Origin of the sequence: Cupriavidus sp. H39 (assembly GCF_050271075.1) — a bacterium.
Taxonomy (GTDB): domain Bacteria; phylum Pseudomonadota; class Gammaproteobacteria; order Burkholderiales; family Burkholderiaceae; genus Cupriavidus; species Cupriavidus necator_B.
Map to the genome: position 1 here is coordinate 2,434,772 of NZ_CP189846.1, position 14,444 is coordinate 2,449,215.

At 68.8% G+C, this 14,444-nt stretch carries 13 protein-coding genes; 10 read left to right on the forward strand and 3 right to left on the reverse strand.

Annotated features, from left to right (window positions below; all coding sequences use genetic code 11):
- Positions 1 to 3 precede the first annotated feature (3 nt).
- Together ACOCMH_RS11490 and kbl are read right to left on the reverse strand one after the other, a co-directional pair.
- Entirely contained in the window at positions 4 to 960 is a 957-nt protein-coding gene (locus ACOCMH_RS11490) for an L-threonine 3-dehydrogenase (protein WP_427307090.1), read from the reverse strand.
- The gene (gene kbl, locus ACOCMH_RS11495) at positions 960 to 2,159 is read right to left on the reverse strand and encodes a glycine C-acetyltransferase (RefSeq protein WP_427307091.1); all 1,200 of its coding nucleotides are present in this window, start codon (positions 2,157 to 2,159) and stop codon (positions 960 to 962) included. The genes ACOCMH_RS11490 and kbl overlap by 1 nt, the downstream gene beginning before the upstream one ends.
- Positions 2,160 to 2,274: 115 nt before the next feature.
- Between kbl and ACOCMH_RS11500 the strand changes: the two genes are divergently transcribed.
- Positions 2,275 to 2,871: a helix-turn-helix domain-containing protein gene (locus ACOCMH_RS11500; protein WP_427307092.1), complete on the forward strand. Its 597-nt coding sequence runs from the start codon at positions 2,275 to 2,277 to the stop codon at positions 2,869 to 2,871.
- Between the two features lie 48 nt (positions 2,872 to 2,919).
- Here the strand turns inward: ACOCMH_RS11500 and ACOCMH_RS11505 are convergent, their stop codons facing one another.
- Positions 2,920 to 3,597, reverse strand: coding sequence for an ankyrin repeat domain-containing protein (locus ACOCMH_RS11505; RefSeq protein WP_427308442.1), 678 nt, complete (start codon positions 3,595 to 3,597; stop codon positions 2,920 to 2,922).
- Positions 3,598 to 3,841: 244 nt separating this feature from the next.
- On the opposite strand from ACOCMH_RS11505, the gene ACOCMH_RS11510 reads away from it, so the two are divergent.
- The 9 genes from ACOCMH_RS11510 to ACOCMH_RS11550 all read left to right on the forward strand — a co-directional run bounded on the left by ACOCMH_RS11510 (position 3,842) and on the right by ACOCMH_RS11550 (position 14,442).
- Positions 3,842 to 4,309: a nucleoside deaminase gene (locus ACOCMH_RS11510; protein WP_427307093.1), complete on the forward strand. Its 468-nt coding sequence runs from the start codon at positions 3,842 to 3,844 to the stop codon at positions 4,307 to 4,309.
- 336 nt (positions 4,310 to 4,645) lie between these two features.
- Entirely contained in the window at positions 4,646 to 4,855 is a 210-nt protein-coding gene (locus tag ACOCMH_RS11515) for a hypothetical protein (protein WP_171513000.1), read from the forward strand.
- 64 nt (positions 4,856 to 4,919) lie between these two features.
- The gene (locus ACOCMH_RS11520; RefSeq protein ID WP_427307094.1) at positions 4,920 to 5,615 is read left to right on the forward strand and encodes an intradiol ring-cleavage dioxygenase; all 696 of its coding nucleotides are present in this window, start codon (positions 4,920 to 4,922) and stop codon (positions 5,613 to 5,615) included.
- 275 nt (positions 5,616 to 5,890) lie between these two features.
- Complete coding sequence (locus ACOCMH_RS11525) at positions 5,891 to 7,033, forward strand: TRAP transporter substrate-binding protein (RefSeq protein ID WP_427307095.1); 1,143 nt, start codon at positions 5,891 to 5,893, stop codon at positions 7,031 to 7,033.
- A 19-nt stretch (positions 7,034 to 7,052) separates the two neighbouring features.
- Positions 7,053 to 7,682 (forward strand): TRAP transporter small permease subunit, encoded by a 630-nt coding sequence (locus tag ACOCMH_RS11530; protein ID WP_427307096.1) that lies wholly within the window; start codon positions 7,053 to 7,055, stop codon positions 7,680 to 7,682.
- Positions 7,679 to 9,616: a TRAP transporter large permease gene (locus ACOCMH_RS11535; RefSeq protein ID WP_427307097.1), complete on the forward strand. Its 1,938-nt coding sequence runs from the start codon at positions 7,679 to 7,681 to the stop codon at positions 9,614 to 9,616. The genes ACOCMH_RS11530 and ACOCMH_RS11535 overlap by 4 nt, the downstream gene beginning before the upstream one ends.
- 42 nt (positions 9,617 to 9,658) lie before the next feature.
- Complete coding sequence (locus ACOCMH_RS11540) at positions 9,659 to 11,125, forward strand: MFS transporter (RefSeq protein WP_427307098.1); 1,467 nt, start codon at positions 9,659 to 9,661, stop codon at positions 11,123 to 11,125.
- Between the two features lie 531 nt (positions 11,126 to 11,656).
- Positions 11,657 to 13,066, forward strand: a complete 1,410-nt coding sequence (locus tag ACOCMH_RS11545) for an HlyD family secretion protein (protein WP_427307099.1) — start codon at positions 11,657 to 11,659, stop codon at positions 13,064 to 13,066.
- 23 nt (positions 13,067 to 13,089) lie between these two features.
- Entirely contained in the window at positions 13,090 to 14,442 is a 1,353-nt protein-coding gene (locus ACOCMH_RS11550; RefSeq protein ID WP_427307100.1) for a hypothetical protein, read from the forward strand.
- The last annotated feature ends 2 nt before the right edge of the window (positions 14,443 to 14,444 follow it).

Sequence of the window (14,444 nt, forward strand, 5' to 3'; positions counted from 1 at the left end):
GTCTCAGGCGGGCAGCGTCGCCTTCAGGTTGACCAACATGTCCGCCACCATCTCCTTCAGGCCGTACTCCGCCTGCCAGCCCCAGTCCGCGCGCGCGACCGAATCGTCGATCGAATCCGGCCAGCCCTGCGCAATCGCCTGGCGATAGTCGGGTTCATAGCGGATCTGGAAGCCCGGCACCTGCTCGCGGATGGCCGCGGCGATCTGCGCGGGCGTGAAGCTCATGCCGGCGATGTTGTAGCTGCCGCGCTCGCTCAGCTTGTCGGCCGGGGCTTCCATCAGTTCGATGGTGGCGCGGATCGCATCGGGCATATACATCATCGGCAGGGCCTCGTCTTCCTTCAGGAAGCAGGTGTAGGGCTCGCCCTTCACCGCCGCATGGAAGATGTCGACGGCATAGTCGGTGGTGCCGCCGCCGGGCGGGGTCTTGTGCGAGATCAGGCCCGGATAGCGCACGCTGCGCACATCCACGCCGTGGTTGGCGTGATACCAGCGGCACCAGCCCTCGCCCGCCTGCTTGGAGATGCCGTAGACGGTAGTGGGTTCCATCACGGTCTTCTGCGGCGTCTGTTCGGCAGGCGTGGTCGGGCCGAAGGCTGCAATCGAGCTGGGCCAGAACACTCGCTCCAGCCCGGTCTGCCGCGCCAGTTCCAGCACATTGAGCAGGCTGGTCATGTTGAGGTTCCAGGCCCACTGCGGCGCCTTCTCGCCGGTGGCGGACAGGGCCGCGGCCAGCAGGTAGACCTGGGTGATGCCATGCCGTTCGACCACCGTGGCCAGCTCGCCGCGGTCGGTGGCATTGAGCATCTCATGCGTCAGCTGCACGTGGCGGCCGGTGGGCACCACGTCGGAGGTAATGACATTGGCGCGGCCATGGCGCTCGGCCAGTGCCAGCGCCAGCTCGGACCCGATCTGGCCATTGGCGCCGACGATCAGGATCTTCGGTTTGTCCGCTTCCATCAGATCAGCCCCAGTTCGCGGCCGGCCTGCCCGAAGGCGTCCAGCGCCGCCTGCAACGCGGCCTCGTCATGCAGCGCGCTCATCTGCACGCGGATGCGCGCCTGGCCCTTGGGCACCACCGGGTAGAAGAAGCCGACCACGTACACGCCCAGCTCCAGCAGGCGCTGCGCGAGCTGCTGCGCCTTGTCGGCGTCATAGACCATGATCGGGATGATGGGGTGCTCGCCCGCCTTGACGTCGAAGCCCAACTGGTCCAGCCCGGCGCGGAAGAACTTCGTACTGCGCTCGAGCCGGTCGCGTAGCTCGGTGCTGGCTTCCAGGATATCGAGCACGGCGATCGACGCGCCCACGATGGCCGGCGCTACGGTATTCGAGAACAGATACGGCCGCGAGCGCTGGCGCAGCAGCGCCACCACTTCCTTGCGCGCACTGGTGAAGCCGCCCGACGCGCCGCCCAGCGCCTTGCCCAGCGTGCCGGTGATGATGTCGATCTTGCCGAACACGCCGCGCGCCTCGTGCGTGCCGCGCCCGCCCGGTCCCATGAAGCCGGTGGCATGGCATTCGTCGATGCCCAGCAGCGCGCCATACTCGTCGCAGATCGCGCGCATCTCGTCCAGCCGCGCCACGGTGCCGTCCATCGAGAACACGCCGTCGGAAAACACCAGCGTGTAGCGCGCGCCGTCGGCCCGCGCCTGCTCCAGCTGCACGCGCAGGTCGTCCATGTCGTTGTGCTGGTAGCGGTAGCGGCGCGCCTTGGACAGGCGGATGCCGTCGATGATCGAGGCGTGGTTGAGCGCATCGCTGATGACCGCGTCTTCCGCCCCCAGCAGCGTTTCGAACAGGCCGCCATTGGCATCGAAGGCCGAGCCATAGAGGATGGTGTCCTCGGTGCCGAGGAAGTTGGACAGCCGCGCCTCGAGCGTCTTGTGCAGGTCCTGCGTGCCACAGATGAAGCGCACCGAGCTGAGTCCGTAGCCATGCGTGCGCAAGGCTTCGTGCGCGGCCTCGATCACCCGCGGGTGCGACGACAGGCCCAGGTAGTTGTTGGCACACAGGTTGATGACCTCGCGGCCATCGCTGGTGCGCACGCGCGCGCCCTGCGGTGTCGCGATCACGCGCTCGTTCTTGTACAGCCCGGCGTCGCGGATGGATTGCAGCTCGTCGCGGATGGACGCATAGAACGCCTGGGCATTCGGCATGGCTTTGGCTCCGTTTGGGGTCGAGGGTGTGCTGGCGGGTGTGCTACGATCCGATCGATAAATCGAACACGTTCTGTATATCGAACGTTTTGCGCAATATAACGAACATCATTCCATGACGCAAGCCCTGGTCCAGACCCCGCCGCCCGACGGCCCGCCCGCCGTCGGCATGGCGCTGCAGGCGCTGCGCCAGCAGCAGCGCCTGTCGCTCGACGAACTGTCGCGCCGCGCGGGGGTTTCCAAGTCGATGCTGTCGCAGATCGAACGCAACCTTGCCAATCCGACCGTGGCGGTGCTGTGGCGCCTGGCCAATGCCCTGGGCGTGAACCTGGCGGATTTCCTGGCCGGCGGCGCCGGCGAGCGCGCCGGCGGCGGCATCACCGTGGTCCAGCCGCACGCGATCCCGTCGCTGAAGAGCCCGGACACCCGCTGCGACCTGCGCATCCTGGGCCCGATCGAACTGGCCGGGCGCTTCGAGTGGTATGAACTGACCATCCAGGCCGGCGGCGTGCTGGCCTCGGAGCCGCACGAGGCCGGCACCCAGGAACACCTGTCGGTGCTGAGCGGATCGATGACGGTGCGCGCGGGGGCCGATGAGAAGAAGCTGCGGCACGGCGAGACCGCGCGCTATGCGGCCGATGTCGCACATGCGATCTCCAATGGTGGCAAGACCACGGCCACCGCACTACTGGTTGTAGTGCATCCGGGCTGACACGACAAAGACTGGCGGCCGCGCGCCTGCGGTGCGGCCCGCTGCCGCTCAGCGTGCCCCGGCCGCAGCGAGGATCTGCTCGATCTGCCCATAGCCGCGCTGGCGCGCATGCTGCAGCGGCGTCACGCCGTCGCCGTCGGCGAGGTTCACGGCGGCCCCCGCCTTGACCAGCAGGCGCACGATCTCGGTATGGGCCGGCCCGCCGTCGCCCAGGATGATGGCCTCGAGCAAGACCGTCCACTTGAGCCGGTTCACATGGTTCACCGCCACGCCGGCCGCGATCAGCGTGCGCACGGTCTCGACGTGGCCGCGTTCCGCGGCCGGGATCAGCGCGGTGCCGCCGTAGCGGTTGGTGCTGCGCAGGTCGGCCCCGTGGGCCAGCGTGAGGCGCAGGATCTCGTTGTAGCCGCGCGCGCCGGCGTACAAGTAGGGGCTGTCGTGGATGGCGTCCTGCGCGTTCACGTCTGCGCCGGCGTCGATCAGCACCCGCGCCGCCTGCACGCGGTTGTGGTGCGTAGCCAGCAACAGCGCCGTGCGCTCCTGCGCGTCGCGGGCGTCGATGGCGGCGCCCTGGGCCAGCAGCGCGCTGACCTGCGCGGCGTCGCCGCGCACCGCGGCCTCGCGCAGTTGCTGTTCAGGCGTCGCGCTCGCCGCGGCGGGGACAGGTGTCAGCATGACAATGACCAAGACCAGAGAAAGGGAACGGAACAGGCGCGCCAACAGCATGTGGATGCCTCCCTGCGGATGCGTCAGGGGAGAGGTATAGGGATACATCGACCCCATTCTGGCACGCTGCCCGCGGCACGCGAAGTTAAGGAATCGAATGCGCGCCAGTGCCTTCGGCCATAGCGTCCGGCGCCCGAATACGCTCTATAACAACCCGCGCCACCCTCCCTGCGCACGCTGGCCTATATTCGCGAGGCCCGCATCACGTTTGCCTGCGCGGGCCAGGCCTGACCGGAGACAACGCGTGTCGACCACCGAAGCCTATCTGCTGGATGCCATCCGCCTCGCCATGGAGAACGTGCGCGAGCGCAATACCTGGCCCTTTGGCGCCGTGGTGGTCAAGGACGGCTCGGTGCTGGCCCGCGCGGTCAACGAAGTCGATGCCACCTGCGATCCCAGCGCGCATGCCGAGATGCAGGCGGTGCGCGCCGCCAGCCGCGCGCTGGGCAAACCCGACCTGAGCGGGTGCACCGTGTACGCCAGCGGCTATCCCTGCCCGATGTGCCTGACGGCGATGTACCTGGCCGGCGTCGAGTCGGTCTACTACGCGTATTCCAACGAGGACGGCGCCCCTTACGACCTGTCCGCGGAGCGCGGCTACGTCGAACTGGCCCGGCCGCTGGACCAGCGCGAGATGAAACTGGCCTACGTTCCGGCGCGCGACGAAGGCGTCGACCTGTATCAGGCCTGGCGCGCGCGGCAGGAACAGTAAAGGCGGCCGGGCATGACGGGGCGCGGTCGGCTGCCGCGCCCTTGTCCACGACGCCGGCATGGCCATCGTATTGTCACCCGGTCGGGCTAGTATGGTCATGACGGCAATGCGACGCCGGGTCACATGTAACGGCCTGCGGTAGCGAGGAACCGTACGCAGCCCATCCCGTCAAACCAGTGGATTGCGCGGGACCCGCGGCGGCGCTGCAGCATTGCAGCGCAACATGCGCAGCGCATGTGCCGCGTTGTCTCCACGATCGTGTTTCGCCTTCCCCGCCGGCGCGATGCCGCCGCGCAGACTCCCAGCAAACGCCCCCCTCTAACCAAGGAGACGAACGTGCTGAGCCCGCATGAACTTGCCACGCTGCTGTTGCTGAGCGACGGCCCCGATTCCCTCGATTCCAGCGATTCCCGCCAGATCGATCCCACCGACCTCAAGGCCCTGGTCGAAAAGCAATTGGTACACCTGGAGGTCCTGCACGGTTGCCGGCAGGCGCCGCGCATCACCAGTCACGGCTATTCCATGCTCAAGGCCATGGGACGCTGAGGCCGCGCCCCAGCGTGCCGTGGCAAGCGCCGTCCGGCCCACTCGCAACACCACGGAGGCCACCATGACCACGGCTCCGGCACTTGGCGCCGGTGTTCCGGCAGACCCCGACGGCGCGCGCCGTCGCTTCCTGCGCGACCTGGGCCTGCTGGCTGCGGCCGGCATCGCGCCGGGCACGGCCGCAGCGGCAACGCCCGCCGCGTGCCTGCTGACGCCGGCCGCCACCGAAGGCCCTTTCTACCTGGACGACGCCCTGATGCGCGCCGATATCCGCGACGGCCGCCCCGGCCAGCCCTTGCGGCTGCGCATCCGGGTTGTCGATGCCGGGCACGGCTGCGCGCCGGTGCCGGGTGCCCTGGTCAGCGTCTGGCACTGCGATGCGCAAGGCCACTACAGTGGCGAAGGCCGCGACAACCGGCAGGCGCGTTTCCTGCGCGGAGTGCAGCCAACCGGCAGCGACGGCGTCGCCACCTTCACCTCGATCTATCCCGGCTGGTACGCGCCGCGTGCCATCCATATCCACTTCAAGGTGCTGCTCGGCGCCGCCGAAGCGCTGACCAGCCAGCTTTACTTCAGCGACGCGCTGAACCGCGAGGTGCTGGGCAGCCACCCGGCCTACCGCGCGCACGGGGTGCCGTCGCGCGCCACCGCGCAGGACCCGATCGCGGGCGCGCGCCCCAACCTGATGGAGGTGCGCCAGGCCGCCGACGCGGAGGGAATGCTGGAGGCGCGCTTCACCGTCGGCATCGCGCGCGCCTGAACTGGCGGCAGGCGCCGCAGCGCCACAAAGTGCGCCGCCACACACGCGCGGGTAATCCCTAGATTGTGGTTGTCTGTGCCTTTCCTACCATGAAGGGAATCACGGGCCACCTGCCCGGCACCCCTGCCCGTCCGCAGGCCTGCCGCGCCTGCGCAGGCCCAGCATGCTCCAGTTTTTCCCGACTTTTCCGGTGTTCGCGTCAGTGGCGAGCGGCCTCGGCCCCCATGGCCGGCACGCTCGCGGGGTAGTCCCACACTCAGCAGAGGGAGACGGTCATGGCATCCAGGGCGAGCAAATCAGATGGGCGGAGCAGCGGGGTGTCCCGGCGCGGCTTCCTGGGTGGCGCCGCCGGCGCGGCCGCCGGTGCGGCGGCGATGGGCTTCCCGGCCATCGTCAAGGCGCAGGGGCCGGTCACGATGCGCTGGCAGAGCACCTGGCCGACCAAGGATATTTTTCACGAATTCGCCGGCGACTTCGTCACCAAGGTCAACGACATGTCGGGCGGCGACCTCAAGATCGAGCTGCTGCCCGCGGGCGCGGTGGTCAAGGCCTTCGACCTGATCGACGCGGTCAGCAAGGGCACGCTGGACGGCGGCCATGGCGTGATCGCGTACTGGTACGGCAAGAACTCGGCGCTGGCACTGTGGGGCTCGGGGCCGGCTTGGGGCATGGATCCGAACATGCTGCTGGCCTGGCACAAGTACGGTGGTGGCAAGGAACTGCAGCAGGAGATCTACCGCAGCCTGAACCTCGACGTGGTGTCGTTCCTGTACGGGCCGATGCCGACCCAGCCGCTGGGCTGGTTCAAGAAGCCCATCACCAAGCCGGAAGACTTCAAGGGCCTGAAGTTCCGCACCGTCGGCCTGTCGATCGATATCTTCACCGGCCTCGGCGCCGCGGTGAACGCGCTGCCGGGCGCCGAGATCGTGCCGGCGCTGGACCGCGGGCTGCTCGATGCGGCGGAGTTCAACAACGCCAGCTCCGACCGCGCGCTGGGCTTCCAGGACGTGTCCAAGGTCTGCATGCTGCGCAGCTTCCACCAGTGCTCGGAGCAATTCGAGATCCTGTTCAACAAGAAGCGCTACGACGCGCTGACGCCCAAGCTCAAGGCGCTGATCGGCAACGCGGTCGAGGCGGCCTCGGCCGACATGTCGATGAAGGCCATCGACCGCTACTCCAAGGACTACCAGGCGCTGCAGCAGCAAGGCGTGAAGTTCTACGCCACCCCCAACTCGGTGCTGCAGGCGCAGCTGAAGGTCTGGGACGAGATCGTCGCGCGCAAGGAAAAAGAGAACCCCATGTTCAAGAAGGTCAATGATTCGATGAAGGCCTTCGCGCAGCGCTCCACGCGCTGGCAGAACGACACCAACGTCGACTACCGGCTGGCCTCCAGCCATTACTTCTCCAAGCGCGGCTGAGCCCGGCGGGACGCGCGCCGTGCAACGCCTGCTGCTGCGCATCGACTGGCTCAGCACCTTCGTCGGCCAGGCCGCCTCGTGGCTGATCATCGGGCTTACGCTGATGATCAGCTACGAGGTGTTCTCGCGCTACGCGCTGGGCGCGCCGCACGCGTGGGTGTTCGACGCCAGCAACATGCTGTACGGCACGCTGTTCATGCTGGCCGGCGCCTATACGCTGGCCAAGCGCGGCCACGTGCGCGGCGATATCCTCTACGGCTTCCTCTCGCCGCGGATACAGGCCGGCATCGACCTGGTGCTGTACCTGGCTTTCTTTTTCCCCGGCGTGATCGCGCTGGCCTGGGCCGGCATCGACTTCTTCGAGGTCTCGCTGGCGCAGAACGAGCACTCTTCCATCGCCGCCGACGGCCCGCCCATTTATCCGTTCAAGGCGGTCATCCCGGTGGCCGGCGCGCTGCTGCTGCTGCAGGGCGTGGCCGAAACCATCCGCTGCATCCTGTGCCTGCGCAGCGGCCACTGGCCCCTGCGCGAAGGCGATGTCGAAGAGGTCGACGTCGACAAGCTCAAGGAGATGGTGCAAGGCACGCCCACGGTTGAACTGGCCGAATCCGCGCCGCCGCATGACCAACCGCCGGGAGCCGGCCGATGAGGAAGGAACTGTGGTTCGGCGTATCGCTGATGGTGGTGATCGTTGGCGCCGTCGCCTGGTTCATGCCCGCCCCGGCCGACTGGACCAACGGGCACCTCGGCCTGCTGATGCTGGCGCTGATCGTGGTGGCGATCATGCTGGGCTTTCCCACCGCGTTCACGCTGATGGGCATGGGCGTGCTGTTTTCCTGGCTGGCGTACCGCCACGCCAACCCCGAGATCGCGGTGCAGCAGACGCTGGACCTGATGGTGCAGCGCGCCTATGCCGTGATGACCAACGATGTGCTGATCTCGATCCCGCTGTTCGTGTTCATGGGCTATCTGGTCGAGCGCTCGAACCTGATCGAGAAGCTGTTCCGCAGCCTGCACCTGGCGCTGGCATGGATCCCGGGTTCGCTCGCGGTGGCCACGCTGGTGACCTGCGCGATCTTCGCCACCGCTACCGGCATCGTCGGCGCGGTGGTCACGCTGATGGGGCTGCTGGCCTTCCCGGCGATGCTGCGCGCGGGCTACAGCACGCAGCTGTCGGCCGGCGCGGTGACCGCGGGCGGCTGCCTCGGCATCCTGATCCCGCCATCGGTGCTGTTGATCGTCTACGGCGCCACCGCCGGCGTATCGGTGGTGCAGCTCTATGCGGGCGCGTTCTTCCCCGGCCTGATGCTGACCGGGCTCTATATCGTCTACATCCTGGTGCTGGCCAAGCTCAAGCCCGCGCTGGCCCCGCCGCTGCCGGAAGCAGAGCGGGTGGTGCCGCTGCCGCCGCTGGCGCGCACGCTGGAAGCCGGTGGCGCCTCCCATGCGCTGCCTGCGCTGGGCAGCGGCCTGGTGCGCGCGCTCAAGGGGCCGCGCAACGCCGACCTGCCCACGGCCGTGTTCGCGCGCCAGCTCGGCATTGTCCTGCTGCCGGCGCTCGCCGTGGCGTTGGTGATGGGCACGATATACAGCGCCGTCACCGCCCCGGCCGCCAGCGTCTCGGCGGAATCGCCACTGTCGCTGGGTGGCGCCGAGGAAAGCAGCGCGGCGGTGGACGACCTGGCGGCTCCGCCGGCCGAGGAAGCCACCGCACCCGCGGCAGAACCGTCGCGGGCCGCACCCGCGGCACCGGCAGCGCCGGCCGCTGCCAAGCCTGCCGCGCCGGCCGCCGTGCAAGCCGAGGCGGGGCCAGCGGCGGCGGCCGCGGTCTCGGCACCGCGCTGGTTCTGGATCACGCTGGCGGTGGTGGGGCTGGTGCTGGTGTACTTCTACTGGCGCTTCAGTTTCGCGCGGGTGGAAATCTTCAAGATGCTGCTGTCGTCGTTCTTCCCGCTGGCGCTGCTGATCGTCGCGGTGCTGGGTTCCATCGTGTTCGGGCTGGCCACGCCGACCGAGGCAGCCGCGGTCGGCTCGCTCGGCGGTGCGCTGCTGGCTGCGGCCTACCGGCAGCTCAACTTCCGCGTGGTCAAGGAATCGGTGCTGCTGACGGCCAAGACCAGCGCCATGGTGTGCTGGCTGTTCGTGGGCTCGTCGATCTTCTCGGCCGCCTTCGCGCTGCTCGGCGGGCAGGCGCTGGTCGAGCAATGGGTGCTGTCGATGAACCTGTCGCCGGTGCAGTTCATGATCCTGGCGCAGGTCATCATCTTCCTGCTGGGCTGGCCGCTGGAGTGGACCGAGATCATCATCATCTTCATGCCGATCTTTATCCCGCTGCTCGACAACTTCGGCATCGACCCCCTGTTCTTCGGCCTGCTGGTGGCGCTGAACCTGCAGACCGCGTTCCTGTCGCCGCCGGTGGCAATGGCGGCGTTCTACCTGAAAGGCGTGGCGCCGCCGCATGTCACGCTGAACCAGATCTTCCTCGGCATGCTGCCGTTCATGGGCATCCAGCTGATTGCGCTGGTGCTGCTCTACGTCTTTCCCGGCATCGGCCTGTGGCTGCCGACGGTGCTGTACCGCTAAGCACCGCGGCACGCTGGCGCCCGTTTCCTATACTGGTTGGCAATGCCAACCGATACCGCCCTCGCCAGCCCGCCGCTCGACACCACCTTCCGCACCGACATTCCCGGGCGGCTTGACCGGCTGCCGTGGTCGCGCTGGCACTGGCGCGTGGCGATCGCGCTGGGCATCGCCTGGGTGCTCGATGGCCTCGAGGTCACGCTGGTCGGCTCGGTCGGCGCCGTGCTGGAACGGCCCGATACGCTCGGGCTCACTGCGACCCAGGTCGGCTGGTCGGGCTCGCTCTACATCGCGGGCGCGGTGCTGGGTGCCCTGGTATTTGGGCGCATGGCCGACCGGCTGGGGCGCAAGCGCCTGTTCCTGGCCACGCTCGCGGTCTACATGGTGGCCACGCTGGCGACCGCATTTTCGCCCGGCTTTGCCTTCTTTGCCGCGTGCCGCTTCTTCACCGGCCTGGGTATCGGCGGCGAGTATGCGGCCATCAATTCCGCCATCGACGAACTGATCCCCGCGCGCGTGCGCGGGCGCGTGAACCTCGCCATCAACGGCAGCTTCTGGCTGGGCGCGGCGCTGGGCGCGGGGCTGAGCCTGGTGCTGCTCGATGCGCGCGTATTCGGCCCGGTATGGGGCTGGCGGGCCTGCTTCGCGCTGGGCGCGGCGCTGGCGGTGGCGATCGTGCTGGTGCGCCGGCACGTGCCGGAAAGCCCGCGCTGGCTGGCCACGCATGGCCGGCTCGAAGAAGCCGAACGCGTCATCGCCGCGATCGAGGCCGAAGTGCGCGCCAGCCATGGGCCGCTGCCGCCGGTGTCGCCCGATTGCGCGGCGGTGGCGATGCGCCGGCGCGCCGCGCCGGGCGTGGGCGAAGTGATGCGCCTGCTGCTGAGGCGCTTTCGCCAGCGCAGCCTGATCACGCTGGCGCTGATGGTGGCGCAGGCCTTCTTCTACAACGCGATCTTCTTCACCTATGCGCTGGTGCTGTCGCGCTTCTACGGCGTGCCGGAGGCGCGCGTGGCGCTGTACATCTTTCCGTTCGCGCTCGGCAACGCGCTGGGGCCGCTGCTGCTCGGCCCGCTGTTCGACCATGTCGGGCGCCGGCGCATGATCGCCGCCACCTATGTGCTGTCCGGCATCGGCCTGGCGCTGACCGGCTGGGCCTTCGTGCAAGGCTGGCTCGACGCGCGCACGCAGGCGCTGTGCTGGTCAGCGGTGTTCTTCCTCGCCTCCGCCGCGGCCAGTTCCGCCTACCTGACCGCGAGCGAGGTATTCCCGCTGGAAATGCGCGCGCTGGCGATCTCGGTGTTCTACGCCGTGGGCACCGGCACCGGCGGCTTCATCGCGCCGCTGCTGCTGGGCGCGCTGATCGAGAGCGGCAGCCGCGAAGCCGTGGCAGCAGGCTACGGCTTCGGCGCGGCACTGGTGATCGTGGCCGGACTACTGGCGCTGCGCTTCGGCATCGATGCCGAACGCCGCCCGCTGGAGCACATCGCGCCGCCGCTCGGCAGCGACGACTAGCTTCGCTGCACGGCCATTACCGGCGCCTGCGCACGCCCTCCGGCGCAGCGCGAAACCGCATCTACCTATGCTGTCTGCGCTTCCGTACCGGCGGTGAAGCGCATGCCATGTTAAGGCCGTATTAAGCAGTGCTACAGCCTCCTCTTACACATTTTTACAGCAAGCGAAGGGGCAACTGACTAGCCTTAACTCACCTGCGGCGGCCTGAGTGCGTGAATCTTTGCTTCAGCGGGCTGCCATTTCTTGGCCATGACTGGCCATTGTTCAACTCTGCCTGGATGAAGCCGGGCAAATCCACGGGCCGCGTGGCGCTGCATGCGGTATCTCGGCCCGATTGCAAAGTGCGCCGATACGGCTCAGCCACATCGCGCGCGCTGCAGACAACAAGCTGAATTGGGGACTTGCAAGCCGGGCCACGCGCGACAGCCCTTGCGCGATGCCGCCCGCTTGCCTGAAGAACACGCTCGTCCGACATCCCGCATGGATGCCGGCGGGGATGCTTTTTGACTTTGCTTGCGGGAGAACAACACCATGGCCGACCAGCGCAACAATCCACCACCCAGACCCCATCCGCTGACGCCGGCCCCGCTGCGCCACCCCCATGGCGACGGGCTGGTACAACGCCCCCAACCCGTCGCCGTGCCGCTCTGGCATATCGTGCCGCGCATGGCGGGCTATGGCGTGGTGCTGTTCATCATCTGGGCCGTGCTGACGATCATGTTTCCAAATGTGTTTACACGATCGTCGGAACGCGCGGTGGTGAACAGCCCTGTCAGCCTGGTGACGTCGCCGGTGGAAGGCGTGGTGATGAAGCAGATGGTGGCCGCGGGCCAGCCGTTCACGGCCAACCAGGCGCTGATGGTGGTGCAGAACCCCAATATCGACCGTGCGCTGCTGGTCGACCTGACCGGCAAGAAGCTCGACAACCAGCAGCGCTATGACTCGGCCAAGGCGCGGCTGGAAAGCAACCGCCGGCTGATGGCCGCCACCGAGCAGGACCTGCAACGCTACAACAGCGCCGCCCAACGCGAGCACGCCACGCGCGTGCGCGCGCTGGAGGCGCGCCTGGCCTCGGCACGGGCCCAGGAAGACCAGCAGCAGGAAGTGGTCAACCGCAACCAGAGCATGCAGTGGGCCGGCGCGGTCAGCGAGGCCTACACCAATGCCTCGCGCTACCAGCTGTCGATGCTGTCCAACGCCAAGGCCGCCGCCAAGGCCGAACTCGACAACGCCATCGGCGAAAGCCAGGCCTCGCGCAACAAGGTCTATGCGTCGTCCACCGACGGACCCAGCGCCACACTCGCGCAGCGTCGCCAGGTGCTGGGCGCGGAAGCGGCACAGCTGACCGCGGAGCTGGAGCAACTGGAAGCGTACGGCAAGTCCGTCGACGCCATGATTGCCACTGAGCAGGAACGCATCGACCGGCTGTCTAACCTGGAAATCCGCTCGCCCGAACCCGGCACCATCGAAGACCTGATCGCGCAGCCGGGCATGCGCGTCGCCGCCGGCGCCACGCTGGCGCGCGCCAGCAACTGCGCGCAGACGCGCGTGGTGGCGGTATTCCCGCGCAGCCTCAGCGACAACCTGCTGCCCGGTGCGCGCCTGAACGTGCAGGTCGACGGCTTGCCCACGGCGCTGCCGGCATCGGTGGCCGAGGTGCTGCCGCGCGCGCCGGACGGCGACCAGGCGCGCTACTTCGTGCCGTTCCCGCCGATCGAGAAGAACGAGATCTACGTGATCGCCAAGCTCGACCGCCCGCTGGGCAATCTGCCGGCAAAGGCCGGCACCGCCTCCGGCAGCACCGCCACGCCTGGCACCGCAGGCACGGCCGCGGCGGCGGCTCCGGCAGCGCCGGCGCAGTCCGGACACTGCGGCATGGGTCGCTGGGCGCGCGTCACGCTGAACCAGAGCTGGCTGGGCCAATTGCGGGCATCGCTGTAAGCGCCCGCGCAAAGGAGAGCCGGATGCGACTGCCGATTCCGACTGCACGCCTGCCCCGCATGGTCGCCGGCGCGCTGCTTCCCGCCGTGCTGGCACTGTCGCCAGTCGCTGCCCGCGCCGCGGATCCCGCCGATGCCGCGCAGCAGGCGCTGCTGGCCGAAGGCTGCCAGGCCCTGGCCGGGCAAGTCGGCCGCGCCGGCGGCAATGGCCCACTCTTCCTCGCCAGCTATGAGCCCGCGCCCGGCGGCGAGCCGCTGGCGCCCGCGTTGCGCAATGCCGCCTTCGTCTACGACAACGCGCTGGCCGGCATCGCGCTGATAGCGTGCAAGCGGCCGGCTGAAGCCCGTCGCATTGCCGATGCCGTGCTGCAGGCAAGCCGCCAGGACCGCCACTTCCGCGACGCGCGCCTGCGCAACGCCTACCGCGCGGGGCCATTGCCCGCAGGCCCGTCGCCGCTGCCCGGCTGGTGGGACGAACCCAGCAAGCGCTGGTTCGAAGATGCCTACCAGGCCGGCACCGCCACCGGCAACGTGGCCTGGGCCGCGCTGCTGCTGCTGGCGGTGCATGACGCCACGCGCGACGCGCGCTATCTCGACGGCGCCGCGGCGTTGATGGGCTGGGTGCATGCCACCGTGCCGGACCCCACCGCCCCCGCCGGCTATATCGGCGGCTTCTTCGGCCATGAGCCGAAGCAGACCCGCCAGGGCTGGAAATCGACCGAGCACAACGTCGATACCTATGCCGCCTTCAGCTGGCTGGCCAGCCTGCGCAACGATCCGCGCTGGCGCGACGGCGCGGCGCGCTCGCGCGGCTTTGTCAGCGCCATGTGGCAGCCGCGCGAGGGCCGCTTCATCATCGGCACGCACGACGACGGCCGCGCGCCCAATGCCGGGCCGTCGGCGCTGGACGCCGTGCTGTGGCCGCTGATCGCCTTCCCCGACCCGCCGCAGGACTGGCGCCGCAACCTGGCGTGGGTTGAAGCGAAGCACCGCGCCGGCGCCGGCTACGGCTTCAAGGGCAGTCCCGACGGCATCTGGACCGAAGGCACCGGACAAGCCGCGCTGGTGCTGCAGGCCGCGGGACAGGCGCAGCAGGCCGCACCGCTGTGGTCGCTGCTGCGCGCGCAGCGGGCGCCGTCGGGCATGCTCTACGCCACGCCGCAGGCGCGCGTCAGCACCGGGCTGTCGATTGGTCCCACCTCCACCACGGAGGACTTCCACTACTTCCACCTGCCGCACCTTGGCGCCACCGCATGGGCGGTGCTGGCCGCCGCGCGCTGGAACCCGTTCCGCCCGGGCGGCTGCCTGGACCCCTCCTGCCCGCCGCCGGCCATTGCCGCCTCCGGCCCCGCCAGCACTGCCACCAACAAGGACTGACG

Excerpts from the sequence above, each read along its gene's own strand:
- ACOCMH_RS11490 (WP_427307090.1), bottom strand. The coding sequence starts at position 960 with ATGGAAGCGGACAAACCGAAGATCCTGATCGTCGGCGCCAATGGCCAG.
- kbl (WP_427307091.1), bottom strand. The coding sequence starts at position 2,159 with ATGCCGAATGCCCAGGCGTTCTATGCGTCCATCCGCGACGAGCTGCAA.
- ACOCMH_RS11500 (WP_427307092.1), top strand. The coding sequence starts at position 2,275 with ATGACGCAAGCCCTGGTCCAGACCCCGCCGCCCGACGGCCCGCCCGCC.
- ACOCMH_RS11505 (WP_427308442.1), bottom strand. The coding sequence starts at position 3,597 with ATGCTGTTGGCGCGCCTGTTCCGTTCCCTTTCTCTGGTCTTGGTCATT.
- ACOCMH_RS11520 (WP_427307094.1), top strand. The coding sequence starts at position 4,920 with ATGACCACGGCTCCGGCACTTGGCGCCGGTGTTCCGGCAGACCCCGAC.
- ACOCMH_RS11525 (WP_427307095.1), top strand. The coding sequence starts at position 5,891 with ATGGCATCCAGGGCGAGCAAATCAGATGGGCGGAGCAGCGGGGTGTCC.
- ACOCMH_RS11535 (WP_427307097.1), top strand. The coding sequence starts at position 7,679 with ATGAGGAAGGAACTGTGGTTCGGCGTATCGCTGATGGTGGTGATCGTT.
- ACOCMH_RS11540 (WP_427307098.1), top strand. The coding sequence starts at position 9,659 with ATGCCAACCGATACCGCCCTCGCCAGCCCGCCGCTCGACACCACCTTC.
- ACOCMH_RS11545 (WP_427307099.1), top strand. The coding sequence starts at position 11,657 with ATGGCCGACCAGCGCAACAATCCACCACCCAGACCCCATCCGCTGACG.
- ACOCMH_RS11550 (WP_427307100.1), top strand. The coding sequence starts at position 13,090 with ATGCGACTGCCGATTCCGACTGCACGCCTGCCCCGCATGGTCGCCGGC.